The 24,103-nt window shown below is 41.9% G+C and carries 16 protein-coding genes; 10 read left to right on the top strand and 6 right to left on the bottom strand.

Annotation, left to right across the window (positions count from 1 at the left end):
* Positions 1–15 precede the first annotated feature (15 nt).
* A complete protein-coding gene (gene thrC / locus H6G77_RS10330; protein WP_190593636.1) occupies positions 16–1,320 on the bottom strand; it encodes a threonine synthase in 1,305 nt (434 codons plus the stop codon).
* Positions 1,321–1,822: 502 nt separating this feature from the next.
* Between thrC and H6G77_RS10325 the strand changes: the two genes are divergently transcribed.
* The 6 genes from H6G77_RS10325 to H6G77_RS10300 all read left to right on the top strand — a co-directional run bounded on the left by H6G77_RS10325 (position 1,823) and on the right by H6G77_RS10300 (position 15,243).
* On the top strand, positions 1,823–4,357 hold the full coding sequence (locus H6G77_RS10325; protein WP_190871507.1) for a hypothetical protein: 2,535 nt from the start codon (positions 1,823–1,825) through the stop codon (positions 4,355–4,357).
* A 24-nt stretch (positions 4,358–4,381) separates the two neighbouring features.
* On the top strand, positions 4,382–4,945 hold the full coding sequence (locus H6G77_RS10320; protein WP_190871506.1) for a DUF11 domain-containing protein: 564 nt from the start codon (positions 4,382–4,384) through the stop codon (positions 4,943–4,945).
* 200 nt (positions 4,946–5,145) lie between these two features.
* Positions 5,146–6,663, top strand: a complete 1,518-nt coding sequence (locus H6G77_RS10315) for an isopeptide-forming domain-containing fimbrial protein (RefSeq protein ID WP_190871505.1) — start codon at positions 5,146–5,148, stop codon at positions 6,661–6,663.
* Between the two features lie 7 nt (positions 6,664–6,670).
* Positions 6,671–10,306 carry a TonB-dependent receptor gene (locus H6G77_RS10310; RefSeq protein ID WP_190871504.1) on the top strand — a complete coding sequence of 1,212 codons (3,636 nt, stop codon included), beginning with the start codon at positions 6,671–6,673 and terminating at the stop codon, positions 10,304–10,306.
* A gap of 395 nt (positions 10,307–10,701) precedes the next feature.
* Entirely contained in the window at positions 10,702–13,950 is a 3,249-nt protein-coding gene (locus H6G77_RS10305) for a lamin tail domain-containing protein (protein WP_190672684.1), read from the top strand.
* A gap of 396 nt (positions 13,951–14,346) precedes the next feature.
* Positions 14,347–15,243, top strand: a complete 897-nt coding sequence (locus H6G77_RS10300; RefSeq protein ID WP_190593587.1) for a hypothetical protein — start codon at positions 14,347–14,349, stop codon at positions 15,241–15,243.
* A gap of 248 nt (positions 15,244–15,491) precedes the next feature.
* On the opposite strand, the gene H6G77_RS10295 is transcribed toward H6G77_RS10300, so the two are convergent.
* Entirely contained in the window at positions 15,492–16,694 is a 1,203-nt protein-coding gene (locus H6G77_RS10295) for a phosphoglycerate kinase (protein ID WP_190593589.1), read from the bottom strand.
* An 88-nt stretch (positions 16,695–16,782) separates the two neighbouring features.
* Here H6G77_RS10295 and H6G77_RS10290 point away from each other — a divergent pair, with 88 nt between their 5' ends.
* Both H6G77_RS10290 and H6G77_RS10285 read left to right on the top strand, forming a co-directional pair.
* Positions 16,783–17,196 carry a universal stress protein gene (locus tag H6G77_RS10290; protein ID WP_190593591.1) on the top strand — a complete coding sequence of 138 codons (414 nt, stop codon included), beginning with the start codon at positions 16,783–16,785 and terminating at the stop codon, positions 17,194–17,196.
* A 241-nt stretch (positions 17,197–17,437) separates the two neighbouring features.
* A complete protein-coding gene (locus H6G77_RS10285) occupies positions 17,438–18,877 on the top strand; it encodes an RtcB family protein (protein WP_190871503.1) in 1,440 nt (479 codons plus the stop codon).
* 86 nt (positions 18,878–18,963) lie between these two features.
* Here the strand turns inward: H6G77_RS10285 and H6G77_RS10280 are convergent, their stop codons facing one another.
* The 4 genes from H6G77_RS10280 to H6G77_RS10265 all read right to left on the bottom strand — a co-directional run bounded on the left by H6G77_RS10280 (position 18,964) and on the right by H6G77_RS10265 (position 22,269).
* The gene (locus H6G77_RS10280; RefSeq protein WP_190871502.1) at positions 18,964–19,710 is read right to left on the bottom strand and encodes a Uma2 family endonuclease; all 747 of its coding nucleotides are present in this window, start codon (positions 19,708–19,710) and stop codon (positions 18,964–18,966) included.
* Between the two features lie 286 nt (positions 19,711–19,996).
* Positions 19,997–20,833, bottom strand: a complete 837-nt coding sequence (locus tag H6G77_RS10275) for a DNA-formamidopyrimidine glycosylase (RefSeq protein WP_190871501.1) — start codon at positions 20,831–20,833, stop codon at positions 19,997–19,999.
* Positions 20,834–21,114: 281 nt separating this feature from the next.
* Positions 21,115–21,324 carry a photosystem I reaction center subunit IV gene (locus H6G77_RS10270; RefSeq protein WP_190593599.1) on the bottom strand — a complete coding sequence of 70 codons (210 nt, stop codon included), beginning with the start codon at positions 21,322–21,324 and terminating at the stop codon, positions 21,115–21,117.
* A 360-nt stretch (positions 21,325–21,684) separates the two neighbouring features.
* Positions 21,685–22,269, bottom strand: coding sequence for a PAP/fibrillin family protein (locus H6G77_RS10265; protein ID WP_190672699.1), 585 nt, complete (start codon positions 22,267–22,269; stop codon positions 21,685–21,687).
* Positions 22,270–22,521: 252 nt separating this feature from the next.
* Between H6G77_RS10265 and H6G77_RS10260 the strand changes: the two genes are divergently transcribed.
* Positions 22,522–22,764, top strand: coding sequence for a DUF3134 domain-containing protein (locus H6G77_RS10260; protein ID WP_190593603.1), 243 nt, complete (start codon positions 22,522–22,524; stop codon positions 22,762–22,764).
* 76 nt (positions 22,765–22,840) lie between these two features.
* Positions 22,841–23,947, top strand: a complete 1,107-nt coding sequence (gene mraY, locus H6G77_RS10255; RefSeq protein WP_190593605.1) for a phospho-N-acetylmuramoyl-pentapeptide-transferase — start codon at positions 22,841–22,843, stop codon at positions 23,945–23,947.
* Positions 23,948–24,103: the final 156 nt, after the last annotated feature.

Genomic DNA, 24,103 nt, shown 5'->3' with positions numbered 1-24,103 from the left:
TGTTGTTTTTTACCTTTAAACTAGAACTTGTTGCCATTCTAGGCGGTCTAGGGTACGAGAACGTTCTAGGGCGCGTTCAAAACTATCGAGTTTGGCATCAATTGTCAATGGTTCGCCAACGTAACCTTGAATTGCTTCTTGAGTTTTCAAACCATTGCCAGTGATATAAACAACGGTAGTTTCATCTGGATCAATTTTGCCAGCTTCTACCAATTTTTTCAGCACAGCGATGGTTGTACCACCTGCTGTTTCTGTAAAGATACCTTCGGTTTCTGCCAGCAACTTGATGCCTTCGATAATTTCTGCATCGGTGACTGATTCAATATTACCGCCTGTTTTCTTCGCAATTTCGACAGCATAGACACCATCTGCTGGATTACCAATTGCGATCGATTTAGCAATTGTATTTGGTTTCACTGGCTTGATAAAGTCGCGGTCTTCTTTAAATGCTTGAGCGATGGGCGAACAACCTTCAGCTTGTGCGCCGCTAAACCGCACATTTTTATCTTCTACTAAGCCAACTTCGACAAATTCTTTGAAGCCTTTATAGATTTTGGTAAACAGCGAACCAGAAGCCAGAGGCGCAACTATATGATCTGGTAATTGCCAACCCAGTTGTTCAGCGACTTCAAAGCCGAGAGTTTTGGAACCTTCAGAGTAGTAAGGACGCAGATTAATATTTACAAAACCCCAACCATGTGTATTTGCAACTTCTGAACAGAGGCGGTTTACTTGATCGTAGTTGCCTTTAACAGCCATGAGTGTAGGACTGTAAATCAAGCTACCTAAAACTTTACCTGCTTCTAAGTCAGAGGGGATGAATACGCAGCAGTCTAAACCAGCATGAGCCGCGATCGCAGCTGTAGAATTTGCTAAGTTACCAGTACTAGCACAAGATACTGTAGTAAAGCCTAGTTCCCTAGCGCGAGACAAAGCAACTGAAACTACCCGATCCTTAAAGCTGAGGGTAGGCATGTTGACGGCATCATTTTTAATGTAAAGCTTATTCAGACCCAGGCGACGGGCAAGACGTTGGGAACGCACCAAAGGAGTCATCCCAGTTCCCACATCAATTACATTGTCAGTTGCAACAGGTAAAAATTGACGATAGCGCCAAATTGAATTTGGCCCGGCTTGAATTTTTTCGCGGCTCACACTCAGGCGAATATTGTTGTAGTTATATTTCACTTCCAACGGCCCAAAGCAAAACTCACAAACATGACTAGCTTGGAGTTCGTATTCTGCACCACATTCTTTACACTTCAACGCTTCTAATGTGGCTGTGGTGGTTTGGGTATGTTTGGAGATTGCCTGAGTCATAGCGATCGCTTTCCCTGTTTTGTCCGTCAACTGTCGCTTGATAGTAACACGAGTAAAAATACCAGTCAAACATACCCGATAAAAATAGTCGGATATTTGTCTACGCACAAAAATTCCTTGAAAAAATAAAAATATCTTTCTGATTGTTGATGAACACTCAGTATTACGGTAATAACTTATTAATTAAGTATAAAAAAATGTATTTTTTTAATTAAGATATCGTTGATAATACTGAGTTAATTTAAGTATGAATTTTTGGTATACCAGTATTTCGACTGTTTTTTTATTGCAGATGCTTGATTTAAGGTTGTTATTGTTACGCAATATTTGTGTAAGAAGTAATAGCCAAAGTGTCAGTAAATCAAGCAAAATGTAAGTAAAATCTGTCACTTATATTTAATTAGTATTACATCACTATTGGAATGGAAGAATTCAATTCCAGCATTTATATCGACTCTCATCGAAATTAATCAGGCTGCATCGTACTAAGCGACTACACCCAATGAAATCTCGTTACCCAACTCACAAGACTAAAAACGGCAAATTATACAATACTTTAGTAGCAACAGTATTGTTAGCTAACGGGTTTTTCTTGGTCTCCCCAGTGTTAGCTCAAACTACGCCAACCGCAGCTGGTACATCTATCGATAACCAAGCTACAGCCACCTACGAAGACCCCAATAATCCAAATATACCCATCAATGCCACTTCTAACACCGTTACTATCTCCATAGCAGAAGTAGCTGGTATTTTAGTTCAAGCTGGTACACCTGTAGATAACAACGGTGGAACTATTCAAACAGGCGATCTGATATATTTTCCTTTTACTATCACCAACATCGGTAACGACCCGACTCGGTTCCAAATTCCCACCCAGGCTGGTATTACAGGGCCAGGTACACAAGGCACACTACAATACAGCACTGATGGAACAACATGGACAGATGTTCCTACTGGTGGCTTCACTACAGCTTCCATACCAGTTAATGGCACGATACAAGTACGAGTCCCAGTCACAGTAAATTCAGGAGTAACACCTGGACAAACCATTAAAGTGACTTTAGGGGAAACTAACCCTGCTGAGACTAACTCTAACTCTCCACGAGCCGGATCGATTAATGATGCTAGAGATATTTACACTGTGGACAATGCAGATGGCACACAAGGAGAAGTTACAGGTGTACCTGCTAACGGTGTAGTAGAAGGCAGTGCGGCAGCCACAATCACTATTGCTCCGAAGTACTATTCTTTGGCTACCATACTCAAAACTCGCGGTACTTATAGCAATAGCAATACGCCAACTGATATTACAGACGATACTATCAACTACAGCTTGAGTTTACAAGTTAGGTCTACTGATAACACAGGTCAAAACATCACTCCCTCAGCTTTAGCTGGTTCTGTTATACCTGGTCTTACTGGCACCAATATCTTGGTGTCTGATGCTATTCCTTTTGGGACAGAATTAGCAGCAGTACCCACTGCTCCCACTGGTTGGACTGTAGTTTACTCTACTACTCCTGTAACTACATCTGCTAACGCTGCTACCTGGACAACCACAGCGCCAGCAGATTTATCTACTGTCACCCGCATCGGTTTTGCAAAAACTACTGTAGATGGCAACACATCTACTTATCTTGCTGCTGCGGATGCACAATCAACCAGCTTCTCTATTCAGGTAAAAGTTAAAACAGGACAGACTGCACCTCTAACCATTGCCAACATCGCGCAAGTATTTGGTAAAACACCAGAGACAAATGCTCCTGTATTTGACGAGTCTGGTGATATCAATCCCAGCAACTTTGATGGGACTCCGAATAACATGACACCCTCACGAAACGTAGATACAGATGGGGATAATGTACCAGATAAGTTACCAGATGTCGTACCTGATGGTTATATTACTGATCCAAAAACTGACCCCACTGATCTAAACAACACCGGAACTGATACCAATGGTAATAATACTGGTTCAGGCACTGATGGTGAAGCCAACGTATTTACAATCAGCCTTAACTCACTTGTCAACGGGCCGAATGGTTTTCCTGACGCAGTAGGCCCGAATAATAATAATGATGATTTTACAAACAAGTCTTCCAATGTTCCGGCTGGCTTAACTCCTGGTTCAACATTTAATCCAAACGCAGTTACTTTTACTAACACTATTCTCAATACAGGTAGTTTGGTAGCCAATATATCTTTACTACCTACACCACCAGCTACCCCAAGTCACTTGCCTAACGGTACAACCGTAACGATAACTGTTGGCTCTTCATCCGCTACTTATACATACAACGGCACAGTCTTTACATTTACAAGTGGCACTGGTTTTGCGGCAGGCAACCCTATCAGTGCTACTAACCCATTACAAATTAGCGCATTGGCAACAAATACTCAATCTAGCTATACCGTCACTGTTGATTTGCCTGCTGGTACTCCACTTTCAACTGATCCTGGTTTGGAACGCGGCTTCCCTGTACCAATCACGGCATTTATTGACGCTAATGGTGATGGTGTGTCTAACAACAACGAAGTGGCAAACATCACTATTGATCGTGTCTACACTGGTTTCTTGCAACTAATTAAACAGTCACGGATTTTACAAGGAACTGGGCCAGCAGTTCAAGGTACGGATGGTACTTTGAGTACAACACCGAAAAAACCTGCACCGGGAAATATTGTTGAGTACGTGATTCAATACAAAAATATTTCTGAACCACAGCCAGCAAATGGTAACAATAATGTAATTTTAAATGCTACCAAAGTGGTAATTACGGAAGATGGTACTTTAGCTCCCAATAATTGGGCGGTAGACAATGCACCTACCAATAACGTAATTGATACAAGCCATGTTCTTGGCTCAGTTCAGGCAGCAGGAACAATTCAATTCTTCGGTGGTACTCTTGCTAATACTGTTGGTAGTGAACAAAGTGGTACTACTGCGGCTACAGATATCACCAAGTATGTAAATACTCTCTCTGCCCCAGTTACACCTGGTCAAACAGGAACATTTATCTTTCAACGTAAGGTTAATTAACAGTAATTTATCAGGGTGATGAACATGAAACAAATTTTTATGGCTGGGATAGGAGCAAGTTTATTGCTGACCACAGCCTCTTTTATAACTAATTTATCAGGGGTATTTCATTGGCAAAAATTTAACATTGCCGTTGCTCAAACTCCACAAAAAACACAGGCTTTAAAGTTAGTTTTGGCAGCAGAAAAGCAGGTTTTATTTAAAGATCAGCAAGGTAAGCAAAAGGTAAATTGGCAAGCATTAAAAGGGCAAGCAGTAGTACAATCGGGAGATATATTACGGTATACCTTGACTGGGGAAAATACAAGCGATCGCCCACTAAAAAATCTTACACTCAATCAACCCATTCCCAAGGGAATGATTTATATTTTAAAATCTGCCAATTTTACTGGTGATGCCAAAATTACCTACAGCATTGACGGCGGACGTAGTTTTGTTGAAAATCCCACATTAAAAGTTACTCTACCAAACGGCAAATTAGAAACCAAACCAGCACCTGCAAATGCTTACACTCACATCCGGTTACAACTTCCCTTGGTAGCAGCAAAAACTAAGGTTAAATTAACTTATCAAACTCAGGTACGCTAACTGATAATTTTTGTGCTGTTTTTGGGCAAGATTTATTTACTAGTCAGCCGTCATCTCGGTCTATTTTCACTACTTCAATTGACTAGATAATTACTTACTAATAAGTCATTGGTAGACTTCTTTTAAACGACAACAAATTCAACTTATCAATAAATGTTTTTATTAACAAGTATTATGGCGTTTATGAGGAGATTAATTCAATGAATCGTCCTTGTAAAAAAAAACAGATAACTTTTGGTATTAACTGGAAACAAAGTTTAACAAAAATAGTTTTTTTGGTTAGTTTTTTGCATACTAGCGCACCCATAGTAGTAACCGCGCAAGATACTCGTGTGGTTAATCTTACTAACCAAGCTACTTATACTTATCAAGATAATGATCAAAATATTCCATATCAAGGAATTACTAGTCAACTTCAAGTTAGTCCTATCCCATTAGTTGACCCATCAGGAAGGATTTTAGGTTGTGGGGGTACACCCCTAGCAGACTATACAGGTTTTTCTGTAGGTATATATGAACCTAACCCCTCTGACCCCACCGGAACAGAATTAGGGCAATTACTTTCTTTAACCCGTACCGAAATTCCTGATATTCCGAGTAACAATATTCCTGGTGGTAAATCACCCAATAGCGAGAATAGTAATCCCTTTTCGATTACTAATAATCCAGCCGGTTTCTATAATTTTTTACTTGACCCCAATCGAGGCCAAACCGATCCGGGGAGACAATATATTTTAGTTATTAATCCTCCAGCTAATTCTATATACCAACAACGGCGGATTAAAATTGAAATCATCGATCGCACAGGTACAGGTAATAACACTATTGTGCGTTATGCTGCTACCTCTTTAGATGGTCAACCAATCCGAATTACAGGCGAAACCAGAGTAGAAGATAGCGTTGTTGTCGTACCCAATGCAGAGGTAGTGGGGCTAGATTTATTAGCTTTTGCCTTGACCACTAATATGTGTCAAGCACAGCAATTACAGATTATTAAAACAGGCGATCGCGCCACGGCGGAACCAGGGGATACAGTTATTTACCGTATATCAGTGAAAAACTTATCTGATACTACTTTAAATAACTTAGTTGTCACTGATACCTTGCCTTTAGGCTTTAATTTCATTAACAAATCTGTGCGTGGTGAGTTAAACGGTCAAGCAGTTAACATTACCACGGAGCGCAATGGCAATACAGTTACCTTCCGCACAGATGTCACAATTCCATCTCAAACAGTTGTCAATATTGCCTATGCTGCCCAACTCACACCTGATGCAGTGCGGGGGACTGGCCGCAATAGTGCGATCGCTCGTGTACTTAGAACTGACAACAACCTAGCTGCCAAGGATGGCCCTGCAACTCACCAATTAGTCATTCGTCCAGGGATTGTGGCTGACTGCGGCACAATTATCGGTCGTGTGTTTGAAGATAAAAACTTTGACGGCGAACAGCAAAATGGCGAACCAGGAATTCCCAATGCCGTAATTTTTCTAGAAAACGGTAATCGCATCACCACAGATCCCAATGGTTTGTTTTCTGTCGCCAATGTTTTGCCAGGAAGCCATACAGGAGTACTCGACCTCAGCAGCATTCCCGGCTACACTCTAGCCCCCAACCACAAATTCCGCGAACGTAATACGCAATCTCGCTGGGTACGTCTGGAACCTGGCGGCTTAGTCAGAATGAACTTTGCTGTCACCCCCAGCAAGCAGGAGTAAATAAAGTATGAAACCTCAAGTGCATGGTGTAACTACCTTGAATCTCAGGCTGATGGGTGCTGTAGCAAGTGCAATCAGCGTTGTTTTGTATCCAGCTGTCGTTAAAGCCCAAACATCCACGCCAGAAACAGAAAAGAGTCAGTTTCCCTCAGCTTCTACCTTAGCCACAGCAGATAATCAAACTTCTGTGGATGTGTCCAAAGAAGTTGATGAACTTTCTCAGCCAAATCCTGCAACCCAAGACAATCATATTCATAGTTCGTTAATATCTGACAACGAACTAACTGCGGTTGAACCTCCTTTAGTAACAACCGGCATACAACCATTTCAACCTGCTACTGATATTCAAATTCCTAAAAAGTTACGTAAAATTGCGGCATCTGTAGAGAATCAAAACACAACTATCAAAATTCTTAACCCCTCTACTGATAGTGTGGTGGATATTCCGGCGACGAACGTGAGTGTGCAGTTTTCGAGTGATAGTCAAATAGAATTGCGCGTTAACGGCCTACTGGTAGATGCTTCATTAATTGGACGGACAGAAACGGATAGTCAGACCAATTTAGTCACACAGACATGGTATGGTGTCTCACTCCAAGCCGGAGAAAATATCATCTCTGCACAAGAAGTAGGTAAACCAGAATTATCTGTAAAAGTACGGGTAGTAGTGCGGAGTACACCAAAAAAGCTCACACTAGAAACCCTAGAAGCCCGTATTCCGGCTGATGGACGTTCAACTGCAACTATCCGTGGTGAATTAATCGATGAAAATGGCAATCGCTCTAACCGCGATGCTGTTGTGACCGTAATACCAACGGCGGGAGAATTAATCGGAAAGGACTTCAAACCTGATGAACCAGGATTTCAGGTAGAAGCGAAAGCTGGGGAGTTTACCGCCAGATTGCGGTCTGATTTAAAAGCCCAAACCGTCCGCATTCGCGCCACAACCAATGATTTAGAAGCCTTTACCCAACTGCAATTTGAAACAGCCTTGCGTCCAAGTTTATTAACTGGTGTGATTGATGTCCGTTTGGGTGCAAGAGGTACAGATTACTACAGTAGTTTTCGAGATTTTGTCCGTCCTGACAAAGATACCAGCACGCAATTAGATTTTCACTCAGCGATATTTGCCACAGGTGCAATCGGCGAATGGTTGTTTACAGGTGCATATAATAGTTCCCGCACTCTCAACGAAGATTGTAACTGCGACAATCGCCTATTTAGAAACTATCAATTTAACGAGCAGAACTATCCTGTTTATGGCGATAGTTCTCGCACCGACGTTGTTACACCCTCAATTGATAGTGTATTTTTGCGGTTTGAACGCACCTCAAAAATTCCTAATGCGGCTCCTGATTATTTCATGTGGGGTGATTATGACACAGAAGAGTTTGCCCGGACATCCCAGCAATTTACTTCTATTACTCGTCAACTCCACGGCTTTAAAACTAACTATAATTTTGGAAATTTTCAATTTACAGGCTTTTATGGTAACAATATCGAAGGCTTTCAACGAGATACTATTGCGCCTGATGGAACCAGTGGTTATTACTTCCTTTCCAGAAGGTTAGTCATCGCTGGTAGTGAAAATGTCTTTTTGGAATTAGAAGAACTCAACCGTCCTGGTACTGTATTAGAGCGGAAACAACTCAGTCGTGGCCCAGACTACGAAATTGATTACGATCGCGGTACTTTAATTTTTCGTGAACCGATTCTTCGTACAGATATAGATAGTACTGGACAAGTCTTAGTCCGACGCATTGTAGTGAGCTATCAATATGACAGTCAAGACTCTGACAGTAATATCTATGCAGGTAGATTACAGTATCATTTTTCCCGCACTTTGAATCAAGAAAGTTGGTTAGGTGCAACTTTTATCCAAGAAAATCAAGGAATGCGGGACTTTCAACTGTATGGTGCAGATGCGCTGATTTCTTTAGGTGGTAATGGCAAGCTAATTGCTGAATATGCTCATTCATCGAATGATTCGGAGGTGATTGGTAAAGTCAGTGGTGCAGCTTACCGCTTAGAAGCCGAGGGACAAATTAGCAAGACTATTCAAGGACGTGCTTATTATCGATTTGCTGATACAGGCTTTGCCAATAATGCCACCATCAGTTTTGTACCTGGACAAACTCGCTATGGTGGACAAATCACAGCGAGACTTTCGCAAACAACGAATTTCCGGGCGCAATATGACCACGAAGATAACTTTGGAATTGCACCCCAACCGCTAGATACTTTTGAAGAACTATTTGCACAACGTTCGGAAGCTACACCAGGAAGTAAAGTTGATAACTCCTTGACAACAATTTCTGCCGGGATTCAACAACGTTTAGGTAAGGCTACCGTTGACGTTGATTGGATTCATCGCCATCGAGAAGATCGGATTCCGGTGAATGCTTTAACGAGTGATTCCCATCAATTGCGATCGCGTTTGACTTTTCCCATCGCCAAAAACCTGACCTTCGCCGCCCAAAATGAACTCACACTCTCTTCCAGTGCCGATACTGTTTATCCAGACCGTACCATCTTGGGCTTGAATTGGGCTGCTATCCCTGGTGTGAATGTCAGTCTTGCCCAACAGTTTTACAGTAGCGGTCAACAAAGCGGCAATTCCATCACCAGTTTAAGTATCAATGGCGAGCATAAACTCGGCACAGACACAACTTTGACTGCTCGTTACTCAATTTTAGGAGGTGCTAACCAACTCACAACTCAAGGTGCTATTGGCCTAAATAACCGTTGGAAAATTGCTCCTGGTTTACGGCTGAATCTGGCTTACGAACATGTATTTGGCAGTTTCTTTAACCGCACCGGCGCAGGACAACAATACGCCCAACCTTTCACAGTCGGCCAAGCCGCTTCATCTATAGGTTTTGAGAGTGGCGATAGCTACAGTGTGGGTTTAGAATACAGTGATAACCCTGAGTTTCAAGCCAGTGCGCGTTATGAGCATCGCACTTCTGCTAGTGGTTCTAATACAGTAATTTCAGCAGCAGCCACAGGGAAAATTTCGCCAGCACTCACAGCCTTAGCACGTTATCAACAGGCAAACTCAGCCAATCAAAAACTCACGGGTTTGGGTGATACAGTGAACCTCAAACTAGGTTTAGCTTACCGTGACCCCAGCAATGATCAATTTAATGCTTTGCTACGCTATGAATACAGAGAAAATCCAGCCGTGATTCCTGACACGATTTTGTTAGGTAGTGGTACAGGCTCTACAGACCATACTTTTGCCCTAGAAGCTATTTATGCACCCAATTGGCAATGGGAATTTTACGGTAAATATGCTTTGCGGAACAGTACATCTTACTTAGCTAACGATTTAGTCGGGACTAGTAGCGTGAATTTGGGGCAATTGCGAGCTACTTACCGCTTGGGATACAAGATGGATTTAGTAGGAGAAGCGCGTTGGATTGGGCAAGGTAATTATAGTGAAACAGGCTTTGTTGTCGAAACTGGTTATTATTTGTCGCCTAACCTGCGTTTAGCTGCTGGATATGCTTTTGGCAGAGTTGATGACCGAGATTTTTCCGGCGTGCGTTCTGCTGGCGGCCCTTATTTGGGTTTAACTTTGAAACTCAACGAATTATTTGAAGGTTTTGGACAGCAGAAAATCCCCCCACCACAGCGTTAGAAACTTGACATTGTTGGCTCTCTAGATAATAGAAGTTTTGCGGATTTTAATAACCATGATTTGACATAATTCTCAGTAAAAATACTGCTTACGATCTAGTCGTTTAGTAAGTCACAATGAAGCGGCTGATATTTGGATTTTGTTTCTGTTGGATAAGCGATCGCTCCCATTTTTTGGGCATGTTAACACTAGTCAAATCATACTATCCGTAATTAGTAAAATAACTCGAAATTTTTAAGTAAAAACTCTCAGGAATTTTAATTAAAAATACAATAAGCCTTATGTAATTATATTTAGCAATATCCACGACATCATTTTTATTAATTGTCCCAAGCAAATCAATTTAGAGACGCGAAACTACACGTCTCGATCATTCCCAGATATGAAAAACCACTATGATCAGAAATTTATTACTTAGCAAGCAATATTTAGCAACTAAAAAAATTTCTTTTAATCGTTGTAGAACATCACTAGGGAACTTGGCTGTTTCACTGTGCGCTCTGGGTCTGTGGATACAACCTGTTCAGGCGGAAGGTAGCCGTACACTGTATCCCAGTGGTGCTACGGGTAATCGAGCTAACCTAGAGTGGCGTACTGATTTATGGGGGGGACTAATTAAGCGACGAACCATCCTAAAGGTCTACGCCGAAAAAGACGAATACATTCTTTTAGGCTCTAGTGCTGTCAGAGTGAATAATGGCGATATTGTCGTTTTTCAACCAGGAAACAATGTCACTGGTAGTATTGGGAGCGAAACTATTCCCTCAACACCAGATTTTAAATGTTCTACTCAAACAGGACAGGGTTTTATCTCATCTCGTACCCAGGAATTAGCAGGCCCTAAATCTATTTCTGGTACAGGTAATACAACTGGATATACGCCCTGCTACTACCAAGCACCATCCACCGGAATATACGACATCATATTTTACGGCCCCGTGGGAGATAACATATCCAATAATGCTCCTACTGGTCAGATTAACTTGAGCAGTGGCAGTAATTTTAACGCTAGTCAGGGAAGCACTGTTGCTGCATGGGATGTCACTGTACGCAGTAGTGACCAAAACTCTACAACAGACATAAACGCCAGATTATTTACTTACTATCTTGCTTTATTTACGGGTGGTAACGGCAGAACTCTCAATTTCCCAGTCTATCCAGTCACTACAGATGGCTACCGCTACAAAATAGAACTGAGAGGTACAGATCCAGATGGGTTTTTACTTTATGGTAATCAAATAGGATTTTATGATAGTGATGGGAAAACGCCACTTTATCACAATATTCTTGCACAAGAGAGTGTACTGACAACGAGAGAAGGTGGTACTAACTTATCTCGTCCTCAATTCCCTACATTTTTTAATCAGTTATCAAATGATACGGTACTTTCATATCTTGATCGCTACCGAGCCGATGGCACATTTGATGGTACTGGTATTCCTGCCATCCCAACCGACCCCAGCGTAGATAGTTTAAGCTTTACAGGTACACTGGCAGGAAATACCAGTTCTCTAGGCACAGGTGGTACTTTCTCTTTTAATACCAACGTACCGGGTAACTACGAAATCATTATCAGTCGGGACGGGGTAAATTTTGACCCTACTAACAGTCAAAACCGTGTACTGAGGGGGGTAATGATTAGCTCTGGTTCACAGTCTGTTACTTGGAACGGTAAAGATAATAGCGGGGATAATTTTCCTATAGGTACTGGCTATCAAGCCCAAGTGAAAATTCATGGAGGTGAATATCATTTTCCCTTACTAGATGCAGAGAATAATTTTTCTGGTGGCCCTACTCTTAGGCTGTTAAATCCACCTGGGCCTCTTCGTTTGGGCAGTTTGACCCAAGCATTTTATGACGACCGAGGATATACCACTGTTGGTGGTACAAATGTTGGTATACCAGGTACAGTACTCTGTGGTATTAATCCACCAAACCCAGCTTTTAGTAATCCTATTTCTGGGTTTGACAGTACAAACAATGATAGAAAATTTGGTCAGTCGGGGAACGCTGGTAATGCTGGAAGCAAATGTAACGGTTCTTTTGGGGATACTAAGGGACTTGATTTGTGGACATATTTTCCTAGTAATGCTGCAAACGCTCAATTAACTATTGTTGACTTTGGTGCAACTATCTCAGGTACTTTATATCAAGATAGCGATCGCGGGGATGATTTTGATACTGGCGAACCAACTTTACCTGCTGGGATTAATGTCAAACTACTCAAAGCTAGTGATAACTCTGTTGTCACTGTAACTAGCACAAAAGCAGATGGAACTTACAGCTTTACTGGTGTGGTAGATGGTAGTTATAAAATTCAAGTTGATACGGCCAATAGCAACATTCCTGTAGGATTTTCTTTGGGTACACCTAATGACCTAGCAGTTACTGTTTCTGGAAGCGCAATCACCAATCAAAACTTTGGCTTTGATGTTTATCAAGTCTCGCCTCAAGCCGGTAAAATTATTATTAATGAAGTGTTATATAACGAAACAGGATCAGGTAGCAGTGCTAGTACAAACGATGAGTTTATCGAACTTTATAATGCTTCCTCTTCAACTGTTGATTTAAGTGGTTTCAAATTAGCAGATGGTAATCTCATTGTTAATAGTGTTGAGACTACAGCAAATAGCTTTAATTACACATTTCCCAATGGGACAACTTTAAAACCAGGAGAATACGCCGTTATTTGGATAGGTTCTCAAAACTCCAACACTCAAGCTTCAGATGCAGCGTTTCAAGATTGGCTAGGGGTTTCAACTCGACTGACTAACGGCGGTGATGATGTCTGGTTGTACGATAGCCAGAATCAAATTATTGATTATGTTGCTTATGGTTCTGGTAATGCAATTAGCACACCTCCGCCTAGTTCTCTTAATCTTTGGGACAGTACTTATCAATCAAACATTGATAATGCTGCTGATGCTCAATCGATTAGCTTAACCAGAAATGGTAATGATACCAACACCAGTGCTTGTTGGGAAAGAACAATTAGCACCGATGCCAGCAGCAGATGTCCTAGTTATCTACCAACTAGAGATACGGATAATGTGGGTACTAGAGTCACCAGCGTCGGTGTTAATAATAATGGTAGTCCCAAGATAGTTTTAGTAAAACGCATTACCCGCATTAATAGTACCGATTTAAACGATAGTGTAGATGGTGCGGGTACTGATGATAATGATTCTAAGTGGCCGAGTGGTTATTTGCGAGGCAAGATCAGTGCTACTGATGTCAAGCCAGGAGATGAGGTAGAGTACACTATTTATTTCCTCTCTAACGGTAGTGGTAGTGCTACTAATGTGAAATTCTGTGATTTAGTTCCAGGAAACACTACTTTTATTTCTACAGCATTTAATGGTTTATCTCCTAATGATGGTGTTTCAGGCGGAAACCAAGGTATTGCAATGGCTGTTGGTTCTACTACACCAACTGTTTATTTTAGTAATGCCGCAGATTCAGATCGAGGAGCCTTTTACACAGCGAATGATTCATCTACGCCTACAAGTTGTGGAAGTAATACGAATGGGGCTGTAGTAGTGAATGTTACAAATTCTAGTCTAACAAGCTTACCTGCGGCGACTGGACAAGGTACACCGACTAATTCTTATGGTTTTATTAGGTTCCGTGCCAAGATAAACTGACAGAATTTATACAGAAAGTTTATCTGTAGTAACTGGGTATCAGGGTGTAAGGGTGTAGGTGTTCAAAATTCTTACACTCATTCTTACAGCAGATTATACCATTTTGGATTTTAGATTTTGGATTTTGGATTGGGAAATTGCTTACTGGTGAGCTTTTCAGTAACCCATTTGTCGCAATCATTTTTCAAATTGGTATTAGATGTTTATGAGGTACAGCAACTGATTGAAAAAAGTAATGAGTCAGAAATTTACTTATTACTCACTACTTATTACTCATTACTTAATACTCATGGTGTACCTCACCTACTTCACAAGTGCTGTAGCAGACAACTTTTGTGTTTAAGTCCTATACTCTATTGTGTGTTAAGTAGAGTATGTCAGCAGTTTTTACAGGGTATGACAGAACCAATTAAGATTCTTTTACAAACCACAATTCCCCCTACTGAAAATGACTGGAGCATTTTTCGATTCTCAATGCTCCAGGAGTATTTAGCATCTATTCAAGATGAGGCGGGTAATTTTTTATTTACAGTTGTAGCACGCGATCGCATTTCCGATGCAGAAGGCAATGATCCCATTTTAGGGAGTCTTGACCAATCTGATTTTGATGAACTTTGGTTATTTGCTTTAGATGTTGGTGATGGTTTAACAGCCAAAGATATTGCTGGAATTAACGCTTTTCGCCGACGCGGAGGCGGGATTTTAACCACACGCGATCATCAAGATATGGGCTGTTCTATGTGCGATTTAATTGATATTGGCGAGATTCATTATTTCAACAGCAAAAATCCCGACCCTGATCAATCTCGTTGGTGTCGAGATGACCCATATACAATTTATATTTCATGGCCCAATTATCATTCAGGGGCGAATGGCGACTATCAAAAAATTACTGTTGTTGAACCAATTCACGAACTATTAAAAAACCCCAATTCACCATCAGGCAAGATTGAATTTTTCCCCGCCCATCCCCACGAAGGCGGTATTGGTATACCTCCTAGTCATTCTCAGGCGCAGGTAATTGCTTTAGGAAAAAGCTTAGTTACAGGTCGTGATTTTAATTTAATTGTGGCAGTTGACCATTACCAAGATGCACAAGGTAATAACTTAGGACGTACAGTAGCTACTTCCAGTTTTCATCATTTTGTGGATTATAACTGGGATATTACCAAAGGCTGTCCTAGTTTTGTTGATGAACCGCCTGGAGATGGGATGAAAAAAGAGCCACAGGCTGTAGAAGATATTAAAACTTATGTTCATAATCTTGCCTTGTGGCTGGCAAAAAAAGTCTGAAGTCTGAAGTCTAAAGTCTGAAGTGAAGAAATTTTGGCGTTGCATAAATGCGGCATGGATTAAGCCTTTTTATCAAGGTTAACTATCCATTTTTCGCGCCTTTGCGCCTTTGCGCGAAACAAAAAACATGCCTCTAATCAGCAACGCCGAAATTTTTATAGTCAGGCTTTTAGCAATTTAGTGAGAATGAAGTATGAAGTATGGTGTATGAAATTTCATACTTCACACTTCACACTTCATACTTCTAATTACGCTTCATCTAAAGCCGCGATACCGGGCAGAACTTTGCCTTCGAGTAATTCTAAGCTTGCGCCGCCACCGGTAGAGATATGGCTCATTTGATCAGCCAAACCTACTTTTTCCACAGCCGCAACAGAGTCACCACCACCGATAATGGTAGTTGTACCTGTTTTGCTGATATCTGCAAGAGTACGTGCGATCGCTTCTGTACCGACAGCAAATTTATCAAACTCAAACACACCCATAGGCCCGTTCCAAATTACAGTCTTGCAATCAGCCAAAGCTTCTTGGAAGACTTTCACAGAGTCAGGGCCAATATCCAAGCCCATACCATCAGCAGGGATATTCTCAATGCTGACGGTGGTTGCATTGGCATCGGGAGCAAATTTATCAGCCGAGACAATATCTGTAGGTAGCAAGAAGGTAACGCCTTTTTCCTTAGCTGCTGCTTCCAAAGATTTTGCTAGTTCCAGCTTGTCTTCTTCTACCAGAGACTTGCCAACATTCAAACCACGGGCTTTGTAGAAGGTGAAAATCATCCCACCGCCAATGATTAGCTTGTCGCACTTCTCTAGGAGAGTTTCGATTACGCCAATTTTGCTAGATACCTTGGAACCACCAACAATTGCAGCCAAAGGACGTTGGGGATTTTCAATTGCATTTTGTAGATATTGCAATTCCTTCTCCACCAAATATCCAGCCACAGAAGGACTCAGGAATTGAGTCACCCCTTCAGTAGAAGCATGGGCGCGGTGTGCAGTACCAAAAGCATCATTTACATAAAAGTCAGCATTCGCGGCTAATTTTTTCGCAAATTCTGGATCGTTTTTCTCTTCTTCTTTGTAAAAGCGGACATTTTCTAGTAAAAGCACTTGCCCATTTTGCAAAGCGCCAACTGCTTGAGCAACTTCATCACCGATAGAGTCATCAGTCTTGACAACTTCTTGACCCAACAACTCAGACAAACGCTTGGCCACTGGTGTTAAACGCAGTTTGTCGTCTACGCCTTTGGGACGACCAAAATGGCTGACCAGAATTACCTTAGCACCCTTGTTTGTTAAATCTTGGATGGTTGGCAGCGCAGCGCGGATACGAGTATCATCGGTAATGTTACCTTGATCATCAACAGGCACATTAAAGTCCACCCGCACTAAGGCACGTTTACCAGAAATATCAGCCGCCGATAAACTTGCTAAACTTTTTTTGGACACAGCCAAACCCTCCTGATTGCCTTTTTGTTATCGTTTTGAAAGTATAACCATCAAGATTTTACCGGAGTCTGGGGTGCGGAGGAGAGATATGTTTAAGACAGTATTATTTCCAATCGATCAAAGTCGGGAAGCACGAGAAGCTGCTGATGTAGTGGCTAATGTTGTGCAGAAGTACGGTAGCCGCTTGGTTTTGCTATCTGTGGTTGAGGAAACCGCCACAGAGACACAAGCACCAAGTCCTGATCCGATGGTGTCGCCAGAGGTAGTTGCCAAACTGCTAGAAAATGCCCAAGCTTTATTCTTACAGCAAGGTATTCAGTCTGAAATTCTAGAAAGACAGGGAAAACCAGCTTTTACTATTTGTGATGTGGCTGATGAAATCGGTGCGGATTTAATTATTATGGGCTGTCGGGGACTGGGCTTAACGGATGAAGGTGCAACTGATAGTGTGACAACAAGAGTAATTAATCTTTCTCCTTGTCCAGTGTTGATTGTGCCTTAGTTGAGTGCGATCGCTGCGATGACCATCATATCAAAGTGCGATCGCCTCAAATATCCCCTTTGCCAGACCACAAGAATCTGTGTTACCAAAATAAATAGGCAAAATATTAACAATCATCCCGTTGTTTTCCCCATAGTTCTGGGAAAATAACCCCTAAAAATACTTGAGGCGCGGCTGCTGAACCCATGTCTCTGCAATCAATTTAAAACCAGGGTCTTTTTCAGACTCTCATGGAGTTTTCATGCAGCCCAAAAATCTTCAACGCCTCCTGCGTGCTTTAGCACGACAAGGTTTGAATGTCAATTATTTTAATGGTGTTTATTCTGTTCGTTTAACTAATTCTCCTGATGCACCAGTAGCTGAAGTCTTATTACCAGAATGCTTTCCCATTGAAGCTAAAGCCCTGAAGCAACTAGCTAATTTAGCAAATGTGCGTCACCCCAATGGCGGATGCGTTTGTCGTGCCTGCGCCACACCTGATTTTCATCCTGGTGATGCGGGTATTGCCATTGGTTCTGTAGTTGAAACTGTTGGTCAAGTCATCCCTGCTGCTGTCGGTTCTGACATTAACTGTGGAATGCGGTTACACGTTGCCGATTTGACCATTGACAAATTTCTTGCTCAACGGGACTCCTTTGTAGAACGGATGAAGGGGGATTATTTCTTTGGTACAAGAGATGTCACCATGACCGCCCACACCATGAAAGCATTATTTCAGTATGGTGTTCTTGGTTGGTTAGATGCCATGTTTGATCAGCCGACGGGTAGTTTTGTCAAATCAGACTTGGAGCAGATTTCCCAGGAAAGCAAATCTATATTTTTAGGTGGTGCAATGGAGGGTGACTGGAAGTTAGCACCAGAAGAATTAATTCCTGATACTGGACTGGTAAGGGATGGAGGACTGGCAACGATTGGTTCTGGCAACCATTTTGTTGAAGTACAACAAGTAGAAAAAATCGAAAATCGCTCCCTGGCTTATGCTTGGGGAATCAGAGAAGGACAATTAGCCTTTATGATTCACTCTGGTTCACGCAATGTCGGTAAGTACATTGGGGGAATGTGGCGAGACCGAACGAAAGCAACTTGGCCGAAAGGTCTGAAGTATCCAGAATCCCAGATTTTTCCTTTATCAGTGCATTCTCACCCAGAATTAGTTGCTAGTTATCTCCAAGCTGAAGCGACGGCTGCTAATTATGGCTTTATCAATCGCCTATTATTAGCAGAACTGCTACGTCTGCGGTTGCGAGAAGTTTATGGTGATGTGGAAGCACCTTTAGTTTACGACTTACCCCACAATATCACCTTAGCTGAAGGTAAAGGATGGGTAACGCGCAAAGGTGCTTGTCCCGCCCATTCAGGACAACCTGTGATTATTCCCGGTTCAATGGGGGCTGACTCTTATCTGATGGTGGGCAAAGGCAATGCAGCTTTTTGTAATTCAGCTTCGCATGGCGCTGGTAGAATTCGGAGTCGATTTGATTTGAGTCGCCAAGGTGCATCTCAAACTGAGTCAGAACTGGGCTTAACCGGAGTAGACTGTATTACCTTGCGTGCAGAACGGCGAATTGAAGAAGCACCAGCAGCTTATAAGCCAATTCAGTCGGTGATTGATGTACAGGTAGAAGCGCAAATGGTAGATGTCGTAGCCAGATTAAGTCCGGTGTTGACATTTAAAGCGTAAGTGCGATCGCCTAATTCTATAGCCTCTTTCCACTTCGGGAAGAGGTTATAAAAATAAGTTGCACATCGAGTTCATCAAGCAAAGTTTTATCTTTCTATTTCAGCTACACTCAAACCTGTTAAATTAGCTACTTGTTCTACTGTCATCCCAGTCTCAAGTAAGTTACGTGCAGTTTGGAATAGCTGAGATTCTGCCTTCTCGGCTCGTTGACGTTCTTTTTCTTCAGGAGTGGGTAATAATTCTCCAGCCAAACTTGCCCAGCGTAACCAAATAGCATCAATACCTTTATAATTTCCTTGCCACAATTGCAAGGCTAAACCTAAAAATTGACTCACTAACTGGTTTTGAGCGTTGGTTTCGATGGGTTGATAAACACCTTTTTCGTTAGAAAAACCAGCTAAATCATCGGGGTGAAAAGGGTCGTACCAAAAATATTCCGGGACACGCATTTGATTTTGATAAATCAGTTTTTTCTCATTTTTGTCAGCTATGGCTGTACTGTCAGAAAGTAACTCAATTACTAAATCTGGGGCTTTCCCTTCTTCCCAAACTACCCAACTGCGACGTTCACCCTTTGGAACTCCCAACACAACAAAAAAGTCCGGCCCTTTAAAATCTTTGTTTCGTACCTGTGCCAGACTGTAATAAACAAACATATTTCCGCCCACAAACCCATCATCCCGTTGTTCCAACCAAGGAATTAAAGCATCTATGAGTAAATCCATTTGGGCTTTATGGCGGGCGCTTTCCATTGGTACACCATCATCATAGGGAAGTTCTGCTTGGGTAGGCGGAATTTGAATATCTGGTGCAGCTAGAGTGGTGTCTGACATAGCTTTTCACCGATGAGTAATGGTTGCGGGTATTTTTATATTAATAGGACTTACGCAGTGAGATGAAAAATCAAGGGTTTGGGGAGAGGTGAAGGGAAAACATCAAGTCAAAAGTCAAAAATTCTCTGACTTTTGAATTTTGACTTCCCCGTAGGGGTGTATCTAAAACCCTTAAACCCTCATACCCCTGCACCCTTTACTAAAACCTTATTTTTCCGTTTTTTTGCGTAAGTCCTACCTTACAACCAATCTCCACAGAAAAACTTTGTACGGAAGTCCGATAAAACTAACTTTGACACTGGGGACAAAAATGACTAGAACGGCCAGCTAATCGAATTCGCTGAATCACGTTGTGACAAACTCGGCAAGGTTCCCCAGTGCGATTGTAAACCCAGGCGACACCACCATAGTTACCGTTGATCCCCTTGACGTTGAGGAAGTTACTAAAGGTTGTACCGCCAGCCGCAATACTAGTTTCTAAGACTTCAATGATGACTTTGCGTAACTGTTCAATTTGCTGGGGTTGCAAATCTGTACACAAGGTTTCTGGTAACACGCCACATTTAAATAACGCTTCATCAGCATAGATGTTACCTAATCCGGCGACGACAGATTGATCTAATAATGCGGTTTTAATCGGACGGCGGCGGTTTTTGAGTTTAGCAGCCAGATACTCAACGGTGAATTCTGGTGCAAATGGGTCGGCTGCTAATTTAGCTAAACCAGTCATGACACTTTCGACCGGCATTTTTGGGGGAACCCACCACATTTGACCGAAGGTGCGTTGGTCAACAAAGCGCAATTCCTGTTGATCCCCAAAAAATAGTCTGACTCTTGTGTGTTTGTGCAGTGGTTCATCACGGTGTAGCCATAATAATTGACCAGTCATCCGCAGATGTACCCCAAGGTAGCCAGCACCAGGAGATAATTCAGCGAGAAGATATTTCCCCCGACGATGCCAAGCTATGATGGCACGACCTTGGATTCCTTGAATAAACTCATCAACAGAAAACGGGTAGGCGATGGTGCGATTGAGCAACACATCTCCACCCGTAATGTTTTGATTCAGGGTCAATTGATTAAGACCCCGGCGGACTGTTTCAACTTCAGGCAGTTCAGGCATTGGAACTGATAAGTAAGCAAATTATTTAGGGATCATCGAAAAGGATCAGGGACATAATCCCTTGCCTATTCCGGTTGGGAAAGATGAGAGGAAGTACTGTACGCACTTAGGGGTAAATATCTATTGTCTCGAACAGAAACCGTAAATACCCGCAGGGCAGTTGCTCTGACTTAGAGTAGGCTGAGAGGAAGCATGAGAGAACTGAAACTTTAGGCTTCATTCTACATACTTAAAGCTTCCCTTCATCATCCCATTAAAGAATCCCCTTTGAGCTTTGCTACTTATTTTTTAGCTTTAGCCGGAGGTGCTACTTCGATTAGTTCATCTAAGGCAAAGTTATTGGTGTTGATACCAGAGTAGTTTACCTTCTCAAAACGGACGATTACTGGGTATTTAATGCCGCTTTGATCGATAGAAGCCACGGTGCCGACATCTTGGAACCAGTAGGATTCTGGGCGGAGAATACGTACTTTAGAACCACGTTGAACCATGATTATCTTCCCTTTTAGTTATCAATTGCCGATATATAGGGCTATTTGATTTCACTCTACAACCTGAAGGTCGCTGCTAGAGGGTTTGTTAAGTTATTTATCTGATTTGTTATGGGGCAGGTGGTTCGACTACTTCGACTGCGCTCAGTACAAGTTCGCTCAACAACCAGGGGTAGAAGGCTAAAGGATAAAATTTCATACTTTAGACTTCACACTTCATACTTTTTTGCCTGATATCTTCCTGACGTTAGGTTCTCAGAAAAATCCTGATATCTAGAATGGGGGTCAGACCCTCCTTGACAAAGCGCACATGATGAAATAACTTCGTTCTCGTTCTCCAAAACACACAAAAGGAAAACTTTATGTTCGAGTTAAAACAAATACGCTACCCTCGTTACCCCTGCCAATGCGGAGATCATCATCTATATAAGTGATGTCTAACCAGCCTTGTTGGTTTTCGCTGTTAATTGGAACATCTATTCCCGAAAACTTTTTACCTGATTCAATTTGGTGAATAAAATTCTCTGGTGAAGTGTAGCCAATTAAACGTTGCAAACCTACAATAGAACGATTAAATTTTACTTGGACGCGACGACCGGAAACTGGCTCAAATTTAGCTGCTACGCTGACCAATCCTTCAAGATAAGGTAAGCCGTAAATTTCAGCGATGTTGTAAACACTGGTAGTTTCTACCCGAATACACTGATAAATTTGACCAAGTTTACAAAAAGGTAAACGATCTAGGTTTAAAAGCGCCTTACTAGTGGTATAAAGTAATTGCCAATCGCCATTGAGCAAGTTACTTGCTTCTAATGGGCGTGGTGTTGGGTTAAAGTCTTCTAAATTAGCGATCGCAGCTAAGATAGCTTGTTTTTGTGGCTCAGTAGCCAGTAAACCACGATTGGTTGGTGCGATCGCATTGATTAAAGCCGCCTTGCCCATCATTGTTTATTACCCCAAATCAAAAATGTGTAAAATTCATCCACCTTAAGTCGAATTATTGTTGCCCTATGTATCAAGCTCTCAAAAGTTTTAAGAATTTATTCCTATCTGTCCTACCACTATTAAATAAAATATTTTTGCTAACTTACGGATTTCAGCAGGCAAGACTTGAATCAATAAATAACTAAATTATTACGTTTCAAGTGATAGACTGCTTAATGTCTAGTTACATTAACATTTTGTTTCTTCGTCGATATGTTAAATTCTCCCTTACGTGAAGAACCCCGCAACCAACGCGCAGCCGTAATTCCATTAAAACAAGAATCCTCCCTCTTAGATTGGCTGCAATCTCATGGTCGTTTAATAGCGCGTGATGTGCATGAACCTGATTTTTCCGAAGAAGAAAACGAAGAAATTTCAGATTTTCTCGGTGGAGAAGATGGCATTGGTGACTATCTTGATGATGATGATGACGATATAGCTATTGACGAAGATTAGCCTGCTGGCTAGGGACTTGGTGATAGCTTTCGTCCCTGTAATTAAATTTTGTAGTGTGGAGTGAAGGGAACATCCTGTGGACGCTAAATTGTCTCCTAACCAAGGATTAAACATTTTTTCTGGTATCGGTCTCGCTTCTGCCTTAGCCACTGGGCTGGGTTTAGCAGCAGTAACTTGTGATTTGATGGGCAATAGATTGCCTTGGCAAAACACATCACTCACGATGCCTTTATTGTTGTGTGCGGTGATTTCGGCTGCTGTGGGTTATGTGGTAGTACCTCTACTACAAGCACTCAAAACTGGACAAATTATCCGCGAAGATGGCCCACAAGCCCATCTCAAAAAAGCAGGCACACCAACAATGGGCGGGATATTCTTCATCCCGGTAGCAGCGATCGTTGCCTGTATAATGTCTAATTTTGCCACAGAAGTTATTGCTGTCTCCGCATTAACCCTGAGCTATGGCTTTATTGGTTGGATTGATGACTGGCAAATTCTCCGCCGTAAGTCCAACAAGGGGATTTCTCCCAAAATGAAATTAGCTTTGCAAATTGGGTTTGCAGTGCTGTTTTGTATATGGTTAATCTTTAATCAGCCTTCTAATATTACAAATATTGCTTTGCCTTGGGTGAGCTTTGCACTACCTTTAGGTTTCCTGTTTTGGCCGTTGGCAGGGTTTGTGCTAGTAGCAGAGAGTAATGCAACTAATTTAACTGATGGAATTGATGGTTTAGCAGGTGGAACTGTGGCGATCGCACTTTTGGCTTTAGGTGCTGTAGTCGCCCCAACTTCCCCAGGATTGATGGTTTTCTGTGCGGCTTTAAGTGGTAGTTGCTTAGGTTTCTTGGCACATAACCGCAACCCAGCCCGCGTATTTATGGGTGATACTGGTTCTCTGGCGTTAGGTGGTGCGTTAGCTGCTGTGGCGCTGTTAACCAACAGCTTGGTAGCATTATTTATCCTCAGTGGGATCTTCTTTGTTGAAACCTTGTCTGTAATGGCGCAAGTAGCTTATTACAAAGCGACTAAAGGCCCAGATGGCAAAGGTAAACGCTTGTTAAGAATGGCTCCTTTACATCATCATTTAGAGTTGGGTGGCTGGTCAGAATTACAAGTTGTGGCTGTATTTTATGTGATAGCTGCAATGTTAGCTGTAATTTGTTTAGCGATCGCACCTTTCTAAATTTATTTAAAAAACTGATTTAAAAAAAAGAACCCTCGAAATTTCGAGGGTTCTTTTTTTATAGCGAAGGAGGACAAGGAGGACAAGGGAGACAAGGATAACAGCGTTTTTCACTCCAATAAAATACATTCATCTAGTCTCTAGCCTCTATCACCT

The sequence above is a fragment of the Aulosira sp. FACHB-615 genome (assembly GCF_014698045.1).
Taxonomy (GTDB): domain Bacteria; phylum Cyanobacteriota; class Cyanobacteriia; order Cyanobacteriales; family Nostocaceae; genus Nostoc_B.
The sequence above is the reverse complement of the archived record's forward strand: the minus strand, read 5'-3'. Positions and strand labels throughout refer to the sequence as shown.